This window comes from Streptomyces silaceus (genome assembly GCF_001419745.1).
Classification (GTDB): domain Bacteria; phylum Actinomycetota; class Actinomycetes; order Streptomycetales; family Streptomycetaceae; genus Streptomyces; species Streptomyces silaceus.
Window position 1 is genome coordinate 1 of record NZ_LIRJ01000254.1, and the last position, 9232, is coordinate 9232.

10 protein-coding genes are annotated in these 9232 nt (G+C 73.2%); 4 read left to right on the forward strand and 6 right to left on the reverse strand.

What is annotated here, in order from left to right:
* Window positions 1–81: 81 nt before the first annotated feature.
* The 4 genes from AOK22_RS43880 to AOK22_RS23380 form a co-directional block, all read right to left on the reverse strand.
* Window positions 82–165: a putative leader peptide gene (locus tag AOK22_RS43880; protein ID WP_330166862.1), complete on the reverse strand. Its 84-nt coding sequence runs from the start codon at window positions 163–165 to the stop codon at window positions 82–84.
* A gap of 135 nt (window positions 166–300) precedes the next feature.
* Entirely contained in the window at window positions 301–888 is a 588-nt protein-coding gene (locus tag AOK22_RS23370; RefSeq protein WP_055700668.1) for a GNAT family N-acetyltransferase, read from the reverse strand.
* A gap of 114 nt (window positions 889–1002) precedes the next feature.
* Complete coding sequence (locus AOK22_RS23375; RefSeq protein WP_055700669.1) at window positions 1003–2301, reverse strand: GAF domain-containing protein; 1299 nt, start codon at window positions 2299–2301, stop codon at window positions 1003–1005.
* A gap of 327 nt (window positions 2302–2628) precedes the next feature.
* On the reverse strand, window positions 2629–4263 hold the full coding sequence (locus AOK22_RS23380) for an acyl-CoA dehydrogenase family protein (protein ID WP_055700670.1): 1635 nt from the start codon (window positions 4261–4263) through the stop codon (window positions 2629–2631).
* Between the two features lie 17 nt (window positions 4264–4280).
* On the opposite strand from AOK22_RS23380, the gene AOK22_RS23385 reads away from it, so the two are divergent.
* Window positions 4281–5429 (forward strand): YihY/virulence factor BrkB family protein, encoded by a 1149-nt coding sequence (locus tag AOK22_RS23385; protein WP_055700671.1) that lies wholly within the window; start codon window positions 4281–4283, stop codon window positions 5427–5429.
* Between the two features lie 60 nt (window positions 5430–5489).
* Here AOK22_RS23385 and AOK22_RS23390 read toward each other — a convergent pair whose 3' ends face one another.
* Window positions 5490–6371, reverse strand: a complete 882-nt coding sequence (locus tag AOK22_RS23390; protein WP_055700672.1) for an NAD-dependent epimerase/dehydratase family protein — start codon at window positions 6369–6371, stop codon at window positions 5490–5492.
* 93 nt (window positions 6372–6464) lie between these two features.
* Between AOK22_RS23390 and AOK22_RS23395 the strand changes: the two genes are divergently transcribed.
* Together AOK22_RS23395 and AOK22_RS23400 are read left to right on the forward strand one after the other, a co-directional pair.
* Window positions 6465–7418 (forward strand): AraC family transcriptional regulator, encoded by a 954-nt coding sequence (locus AOK22_RS23395; RefSeq protein WP_055700673.1) that lies wholly within the window; start codon window positions 6465–6467, stop codon window positions 7416–7418.
* A gap of 10 nt (window positions 7419–7428) precedes the next feature.
* Window positions 7429–8184 (forward strand): DUF6597 domain-containing transcriptional factor, encoded by a 756-nt coding sequence (locus tag AOK22_RS23400; protein ID WP_055700674.1) that lies wholly within the window; start codon window positions 7429–7431, stop codon window positions 8182–8184.
* Window positions 8185–8191: 7 nt separating this feature from the next.
* Here AOK22_RS23400 and AOK22_RS23405 read toward each other — a convergent pair whose 3' ends face one another.
* Window positions 8192–8608, reverse strand: a complete 417-nt coding sequence (locus AOK22_RS23405) for a VOC family protein (RefSeq protein WP_055700675.1) — start codon at window positions 8606–8608, stop codon at window positions 8192–8194.
* Window positions 8609–8708: 100 nt separating this feature from the next.
* Here AOK22_RS23405 and AOK22_RS23410 point away from each other — a divergent pair, with 100 nt between their 5' ends.
* Window positions 8709–9161, forward strand: coding sequence for an NUDIX hydrolase (locus AOK22_RS23410; RefSeq protein WP_055700676.1), 453 nt, complete (start codon window positions 8709–8711; stop codon window positions 9159–9161).
* Window positions 9162–9232: the final 71 nt, after the last annotated feature.

Below are 9232 nucleotides of genomic sequence, written 5' to 3' on the forward strand. Positions count from 1 at the left end.
AGATGTGTAGAAGAGACCGGCGCTGCGCAGGGAGGGAGGTGGGGAAGATCGTCGATCAGATGTGCGGCGGTGCTGAGTCGATCAGCGAGCCGGACACATGGCGCTGGACATGCGGCCGAGGTCGACGTGACGCCGACTCACCAAGGCAATTCCAGTGCGATCCATGCCGGAAGCGTGTCACGGGACTTTCGACCCAGTCCAGCATTATCCAAAATGCGGACACCCTTGTCCCACATCGTGGACAAGGGTGTCGTCGGTCACAGCGGGCCCGCGGCGGTGTGCGGACCCGGAACGGCGGGCTCAGTCGCGGTCGGCCCCCGGCCAAGGCCCCGGGGTCGCGGTGTCCGGCTCCTGGTCGACCTTCGTGTCGAAGAGTGTGAAGCCGCGCCGCAGGTAGTTGTCCATGGCGTGCTCGCCGTCCTTGGAGCAGGTGTGCAGCCAGACCCGCTCGGTCGGCGCGAGGCCCGGCCACCGCTCGGCCAGGTCCCAGGCGCGCGCGACGCCCTGCGACAGGAGGTGGCCGCCGATGCGGCGCCCGCGGAAGGCGGGCAGCAGCCCGAAGTAGACGATCTCCACGACGCCCTCCGCCTCGTCACCCCGCTCGCCCCGCGCCGCCAGCTCCACGTACCCCGCGGGCGTGCCCCTGTCGTAGGCCACCCAGGTCTCCACGCCCGGCCGGTCGAGCAGCTTCTGCCACTCGGCGTAGGTGAGGGCCAGGCGGTCCGTCCAGCGGATGTCCCCGCCGACGGACGCGTACAGGTACCGGCTGTACTCGGGGGAGGGCACTTCGGCGCGCACGATCCGTACGTCGCCCTCGGGCGCGGCGGCCGGGAGCAGGTCCGTGCGGGACGTCTGCTCCAGGGACCAGGTGGTGACAGTGATGCTCATGGGGGTCAGAGAATCACGGGTACGGCGCCGCCACGCGGCCGGGGCGGCGATGTCCGTCGATCCCGTGAACGCCTGCCGGGCGGCGGAACGCGCGCGGCCGGATGGAGACGGAACTCAAGGCTCCGCCACGCTCCTCGCCTCCCGCACCGTCGGCGCGCCGGAGTGGGGCAGCAGGTCCACCGGACATTCGGGCAGGACCACCTCCACCTCGACGCCCTCCTGGAAGCGGTACGGACGGTGGGCGAGCAGGCCGCCCAAGTAGCGCCGCACCCGCGAGAGTTCGGCACGGACCGTCACCGTGCGCGCCGGATCGCCGAACATCTCGTCGGCCAGGTCCGACGCGGTGCGCCCGGTGCGGTGCGCGGAGAGCAGATAGAGCAGCTCCGCGTGGCGCGGGCTCAGCTCATGGGTCCAGTCGCGGGCGCCGCCGAGCACCGCGAGCGTCCACCGGCGCGGACTGCTGACGTCCAGGACGAGCCGGGTCGCGGCGACCGGCTCGGGGGTGTCGCCCGGCTCCTCCAGGCGCAGCAGCCAGCCGCCCGGCAGCGGTTCCACCCGGCAGGAGCCCAGCGAGGGCAGCCAGGTGCGGCCCACGCCGAAGGACTTGGGCAGCGCGAGCCGGTCCGCGGGCGGCATGCCCGTCACCGCGGCGGTCCAGCCGTGCACGTCCACCGCGAGGGCCCGCCCGTCGAGCCGGGCGAGCACCGGGGCCGCCACCGCGCGCAGCCGCTCCAGCGCCGAGACGTGCCGCTCCCGCAGCCGCGCCTCGGCGAGCTTGGCGACCGAGTCGACCAGGGCGAGCGTGGCCGGATGCATGGTCTGCAGCGGCCCGCTGACGTCGACCACGCCGAGCAGTCTGCCGTCGCGCGGATCGGTCACCGGGGCGCCCGTGCACGTCCAGGGGTGATGGGTCTGCACGAAGTGCTCGGCGGAGAAGACCTGTACGGGCCTGCGCACCACCAGCGGTGTCCCTATGCCGTTCGTGCCGACGACGCTCTCGCCCCAGTCCGCGCCCAGTTCGAAGCCGAGGGAGTCCGCCTTGCGCAGCACCGCGGAGCTGCCCTCGCGCCACAGCACCCGGCCCTCCGCGTCGCAGACGACCATGATGTGCTGCGCGGCGTCCGCCACCGACACCAGGGCGTTGCGCAGGACCGGCAGTACGTCCACGAGCGGCGAGGCGCGCCGGCGCTGCTCCAGCTCCTCCTCGTTCAGCAGCCGGGACCGGAAGTCGTGGTCGGGATCGACCCCGCCGAGGATCATCCGCCCCCAGGAGTCGCCGATCACGGGCCGCGGCAGGACGCGCGGCCGCTGCCCGGACAGCGTCGCGTCGCGCACCCCCTTCAGGAGCCGCGCGGCGTGCGCGAGGTCCATGGCGGACATGCGCGCGAGATCGATCGTCGAAGGGGAGTTCATCACCACTGGGTCCTTTCCGGCCAGACCAGTGCGTAGGGGCATGTATTCATCGTGCCCCTTGGGCACGTGCATGGGTGATGCTTCGGTGAGGAATCGGCGGGCGGCGGTCCGGGGTTGCAACCTCATGCAACCCTGGCGAACGGCTGTGCGGTGCCTGAATCTGGACACAACGCCGCCCGTGCGGTGTTCACGCTCCTCAAGGGGCCTGAAAGACGGGGGTGGTGCCGTGTCGGCGCAGCACCACCCCCGTGTCAGTCACGGGTCGTGGCTCTCCGCCCGTGCCGTTCCCGGGCCACGGACCTCCGCCGCCCTTGTGAACCGCGTGCTCTAGACCTGCGGGGCGGCCCGTTCCACCACGGCCGCCAGATCCAGGCTGTGCGGCAGCGTGCCGAACGCCCCGCCCCAGTCCCCGCCGAGCCGCGAGGCGCAGAACGCGTCGGCCACCGCCGAGGGCGCGTGCCGCACGAGCAACGACCCCTGGAGCACCAGCGCCATGCGCTCCACCAGCCGCCGCGCCCGCGCCTCGATGCCCTCCAGGTCCGCCAGTTCGGTCAGCATCGCCTTGATCGCGCCGTCCAGCCGGTGGTCGGCGCCCCGCGCCTTGCCCACCTCCTGCAGGAACGCGTTGAGGGCCATCGGCTCGCGCTGCAGTGCCCGCAGGACGTCCAGCGCCTGGACGTTGCCCGAGCCCTCCCAGATGGAGTTGAGCGGCGCCTCGCGCAGCAGCCGCGGCATGCCCGACTCCTCGACGTAGCCGTTGCCGCCCAGGCACTCCAGGGCCTCACCGGCCAGCGGCGTGCACCGCTTGGTCACCCAGTACTTCGCGGCCGGCACCGCGAGCCGCAGGAACGCCCGCTCCTGCTCGCCGCCGTCGTCGTACGCCGCCGCGAGCCGCATCGCCAGCGTCGTGGCCGCCTCCGACTCCAGCGCCAGATCCGCCAGGACGTTGCGCATGAGCGGCTTGTCCACCAGCCTGCCGCCGAACGCCTCCCGGTACGTGGCGTGGTGCACCGCCTGCGCCACGGCCTGCCGCATCAGCGCCGCCGAGCCGAGCACGCAGTCCAGCCGGGTCGCCGCCACCATCTCGATGATGGTGCGCACCCCGCGTCCCTCCTCGCCGACCCGGCGCGCCCACGTCCCGTCGAACTCGACCTCGCTCGACGCGTTCGACCTGTTGCCCAGTTTGTCCTTGAGGCGCTGGAGGGCGAAGACGTTGCGCGAGCCGTCCGCGAGGACGCGCGGCACCAGGAAGCACGTCAGTCCGGCCTCGGCCTGCGCGAGCACGAGGAACCCGTCCGACATGGGCGCCGAGCAGAACCACTTGTGCCCCGTCAGCGCGTAGGTCCCCTCCTCGGCGAGGGCCCGCGCGCGCGTCGTGTTGGCCCGCACGTCGCTGCCGCCCTGCTTCTCCGTCATCCCCATCCCGAACAGGACGCCGGCCTTCTGGTCCGCCGGGCGCAGTCCCGCGTCGTACACGGTCGAGGTCAGCCGCGGCTCCCACTCGGCGGCCAGTTCAGGGTCGGCGCGCAGCGCGGGCACCGCGGCGTGCGTCATCGACACGGGGCACCCATGGCCCCCTTCCACCTGCGTCCACACCAGGAATCCGGCGGCCCGCCGCACGTGCCCGCCCGGCCGCGACCAGGCGTCGGTCAGCCCCGCCGAGACCGCCTTGCCGAGCAGCCGGTGCCACGACGGATGGAAGTCGACCTCGTCGATCCGGTGTCCATAACGGTCGTGCGTACGCAGAACGGGAGGATTCCGGTTGGCCAGCACACCCCACTCCTGCGCCTGAGCGGAACCGGCGGTGCGGCCGAGCACCGAGAGCTCCTCGCGGGCGGTGCCGAGGAGCGAGGGGTCCAGATGCCGCGCCACGCCCTCCGCGAGAGCGCGGTCGGACGTGAATACGTCATATCCCACCAGGGGCGGAGCCTGGTTGGTCACTGTGTGGGTGCTGGCTGCCATGCCGCTACGGTAAGGAGGTGCACCAGGCAAATGAAACACCCGAGCGGCCCACCGGCCGCTGGAAACGGGCCCGCGCTCTGTACCGGAACGTCTCCAAGCGCAGGACCGCCTGGCTGCTGCTCAAGGACACCGTCAACTCATGCATGGAGTACCGCATCCTGGGGCTCGCGGCCGAGGCGGCGTTCTTCACGCTGCTTTCCGTTCCGCCGCTGCTCCTCAGCCTCATCGGGCTGCTGGCGTACGTGGACCGCTGGACGGGCGCGAACACTATCGCCAGCGTCGAGAACAACATCCTGGAGGCGTCCCGCACGGTCCTCTCCGACCGCGGGGTCAGTCAGATCGCGCAGCCGATACTGGAAGACGTGATGAAGGTCGGCCGCCCCGACGTCATCTCCATCGGATTCCTGTTCGCCCTGTGGTCCGGCTCGCGCGCGGTGAACGTCTTCATCGACACCATCACCGTGATGTACGGCCTCGACGGTGTGCGCGGCATCGTCAAGACGCGGATCCTCGCCTTCGGCCTCTTCATCGTGGCCCTGCTGATCGGCTCGGTGGCGCTGCCGCTGATGGTCGCCGGGCCCGACGCGGTGGTGAACCTGCTGCCGGGCTCCACGACGGTCGTCCAAGTGCTCTACTGGCCGGTCGTCGTCATCCTCTCCGTCGTCTTCCTGACGACGCTCTACCACGTGTCCGTACCGGTGCGTTCGCCGTGGGTCGAGGACATGCCGGGCGCGCTGATCGCGCTCGCCATGTGGGTGCTCGGCAGCTTCCTGCTCCGCATCTACCTCACCAGCACGGTGGAGGGCCCCACGATCTACGGCTCCCTGGCGGCGCCGGTCGCCGTGCTGCTGTGGATCGGCGTCTCCGCGTTCGCGGTCCTGGTGGGCGCGGCGGTCAACGCGGCGATCGACCGGGTCTGGCCGTCCGTCGCGACGGCGGCGGCGCGCGCCGCCAACGACCGCATCAGGGAGGCGCAGGCCGCGGAGGTCGTGGCCCGCGCGGCCGCCGCGCGCGACGCGTCCCTGGACCCGGACGACCCGGAGATGCCGTCCGAGTTCCCCGAACGCTGGTCCCGCTTCCTGCCGCCGGACGACGTGACGTCGCGCCTGCGGACGCACGCGAAGCGGAACGGGAGCGGAACCGATACGCCCCCGGAGCAGGAGTGACGGAGGGGCCGGTGGAACCGGCCCCTCCGTCGTTCGGGGAGCGGGGTCCGCAGCGGCGGCTCACGCCTTCCAGACGCCCGCCTCCGCGCACTCGCGGGCGAAGTCCGCGAAGTCACGGGGCGCCCGCCCCAGCACCTCCCGCACCCCGTCGGACAGCAGCGCGTTCCGTCCGTCCAGGTTCGTCTCGAACAGCTCGATGAGGAACTCCACCTCGCCCTCCGGCACCCCGAACTGCGTCAGCGCCGCCCCGTACTCCCGCGCCGACACCGGCACATAGGCGATCTCCCGCCCCGCCGCCCCGGCGACCTCCGCCACCGCCTGGCGGAAGGAGAGGAGCCGGGGCCCGGTGATGTCCAGGGTCCGCCCCGCGAAGCGCCCGCCGCCGGTCAGCGCCGCGACGACCACGTCCGCGATGTCCCGCGTGTCGATGAACGGTTCGAGCACCTCGCCGGCCGGGAAGACCAGCTCCCCGCCCCGCATCTCCTCCAGCAGCGGCCCCTCGCTGAGGTTCTGCGCGAACCAGCTGGCCCGCACCACCGTCCACGCGGCACCCGAGTCCCGCACGGCCTGCTCCGTCGCGTGCGCCTGGGGCTCGCCCCGCGCGGAGAGCAGCGTCAGCCGCCCCACGCCGAGTTCGACCGCCAGCCGCGCGAACGCGCCGACCGCCTCGGCGGCGCCGGGCGCGCCGACGTCCGGGAGATGGGCGATGTGCGCCGCGTCGGCGCCCCGCAGGGCCTCGGCCCAGGTGGACCGGTCCGCCCAGTCGAACCGCACCGCGCCCGAGCGCGACGCCGAGCGCACCGTGAGCCCGGCCGCCTCCGCGGACTCCACGACCCTGCGGCCCACCCGGCCGGTCGCGCCCGTCACCAGGACGGTGAAGCCCGTCGTGTTCGCGTCGTTCGTCGTGTTCGTCGTGTACTTTGTGTTCGCCGTGTTCGTCATGCGTTCAGTCAACTGCCCCGCGCCACAAGGGACCATCGCCCAGGAGCTCGCCCGCATAAGCGTGCGTCCACGGCGTGCGTCTACGCTTCCGGCATGGACGTACTCGCAGGTCTGCTGGAGGGCCCCCGCGCGCGTGGTGCCTTCATGATCCGTGCCCTGTTCGACCCGCCCTGGTCCGTCCGCATCGCCGACGAGGCGCCGGTGTCCGTCATGGTCATGGTGCGCGGCACCGCGTGGATCGTCCCCGAGGACGGCGGGCCCGCCCAGCTGATCCGCCCCGGCGACCTCGCCATCGCCCGCGGCCCCGACCACTACACCTGCGCCGACGAGGCCGGCACCGCGCCGTTCGCCGAGATCCGGCCCGGCGAGCGCTGCGTGCCGCTGGACGGCGCCCCCGTCGCCCGCTACCGCGACCTCGGCCTGCGCGCCTGGGGCGAGTCGCCCGACGGCTCGGTGGAGATGCTGATCGGCACCTACCAGATGCGCGGCGAGATCACCGGACGGCTCCTGGACGCGCTGCCGCCGCTCCTGGTGCTGCCCACCGAGGTGTGGGACTGCCCGTTCACGCCGCTGCTCGCCGACGAGATCAGCAAGGGCGAGCCGGGCCAGGACGTCGTCCTCGACCGGCTCCTCGACCTGCTCCTGATCGCCGCGCTGCGCGCCTGGTTCTCCCGCCCGGAGGCGGCGGCCCCTGCCTGGTACCGCGCGCTCGGCGACCCCGTCGTGGGCCGCGCCCTGCGCATGCTCCAGGACGACCCGGCGCACCCCTGGACGATCGCGGACCTCGCGGCGAAGGCGGGCCTGTCGCGGGCCGCGCTGGCCCGGCGGTTCACGGAGCTCGTGGGGGAGCCCCCGATGACGTACCTGACGAACTGGCGCCTCGCGCTCGCCGCGGACCTGCTGCGCGACACCGATCTGACGATCGGCGCGATCGCGGGCCGCGTCGGGTACGGCAGCGCGTTCGCGCTGTCCAGCGCCTTCAAGCGGGTGTACGGGGTCAGCCCGCAGGACCATCGCACGGGCGCGGCCGAGCGGGCCCCGGCGTAGCCTTGACCACGTGGCGCACAAGAGCGGCGGAGCGCACGCCGGCTACCGGGAGCGGCCGTCCCGGCTGACCGGAGCGGTCGTGTGGACCCGCACGGCCACCCGCGCCCCGGGCGAGGCCCTCCCCGTGCTGCCCGACGGCTGCATGGACCTGCTGTGGACCGAGGGCCGGCTGTTCGTCGCGGGCCCCGACACCCACGCGCACGTCCCGGCGATCAGGGACACCGGCGGCCGCTTCGTCGGCATCCGCTTCTACCCCGGCACCGCCCCCGCCTTCCTCGGCGTACCGGCCCATGAGCTGCGCGACCAGCGGGTGGAGCTGGCCGACCTGTGGACCGCGGCCGAGGCGCGCCGGCTCGCCGAGCGGGTGGACGGCGCGGGCGACCCGATGGCCGTCCTGGAGGCCGTCGCCCTGGAGCGGGCGGCCGACGCGGGCCCGCCCGACCCGCTCCTCGCCCACGTCGTCCGGTCCCTGGACGCGGGCAGGTCGGTGGCCCGGACGGCGGCGGACGCCGGTGTCAACGCCCGCCTGCTGCACCGCCGTTCCCTGCCCGCCTTCGGGTACGGACCCAAGACGCTGGGCCGGGTGCTGCGGCTGCAGCGGGCCCTCGCGCTGGCCCGCGACGGGCTGCCGTACGCGGACACGGCGGCCGTCGCGGGCTTCGCCGACCAGGCCCATCTCGCGCGTGACGTCAAGGAGTTGACGGGGCGCGCGCTGGGCGAGCTGCTCGGCGGGGAGGCCCGCTCCCGGCGGGCGCCGGCCGTCTGACCGGCGGCTAGTCGGTCGAGGCGGCCAGCGGCGCGAAGAGGTCGACGCCGTTGCCGTCCGGGTCGCGCACGACGGCGTACCGCTGGCCCCAGGGCGCGTCGAACGGCTTGAGCCCGCTCTCGTACCCGGCGCCCACCAGGTCCTCGTGGTGCGCGTCGACGCCCTCGGGCGTCGAGCAGTGGAAGGCGAGCCCGATGCGTCCCTCGCCCGAGGGCGGCTCGAAGCCGGGGTGGAAGGACCGGACGGTCTCCTCCGTGTCGAAGGCGATGCGCAGGCCGCCGGGGAGCGCGGCCTCGACGTGCGGGGCGCTCTCGGCCCCCTCGGGGAACTCCAGTCCGAGCCTGCGGTAGAAGGCGAGCGACGCGGCCAGGTCCGAGACGACGAGGCCGATCAGGTCGAAGCGTGGCGTGGGTGTGCTGTTCATGTCCGGCAGCGTAGGCGGGGCGTCCGCGCCCGGTCTTGAAGGAATCGGACACCCTCGGCGCGGCTGTCCGGGATGCCCGTTCCCCGCTACGGTGGACGGCATGGACTCTCCCGGCGACATCCGGCTCGCGGCGGCCGTCGTGGCCCATCGAGGCCGCGTCCTGCTCGTGCGGCGCAGCGAGACCGAGCGGTTCCTGCCGCGGGTGTGGGGCGTGCCGTGCGGCAAGCTGGAGCCGGGCGAGAGTCCGCACGAGGGGGTCCTGCGGGAGCTCAAGGAGGAGACCGGACTGCTCGGCCAGGTGCTGCGCAAGGTCGGCGAGTCGTCCTTCCTCAGCACCTTCCAAGGGCACGAGGTGAAGAACTGGCAGGACAACTTCCTGATCAGACCGCTCACCTTCGACGTGGTCCTGCCGCTGCCCGACCAGGAGCACCGCTGGCTCACCCCCGCCGACCTCGGCACGGTCGAGATCGACGACTACAACCGCGAGATCGTCCGTCAGGCGTTCGGCCGGCCGGCGATCAGCTCCGCGAGGGACTCCAGCGCCGCCCGATAGTCCCGTACGTCCAACGGCTTCTTCTCCACCGTCGAGGCGCCCGCCGCCGTCGGGCCCCCGGCCGCCGGAAC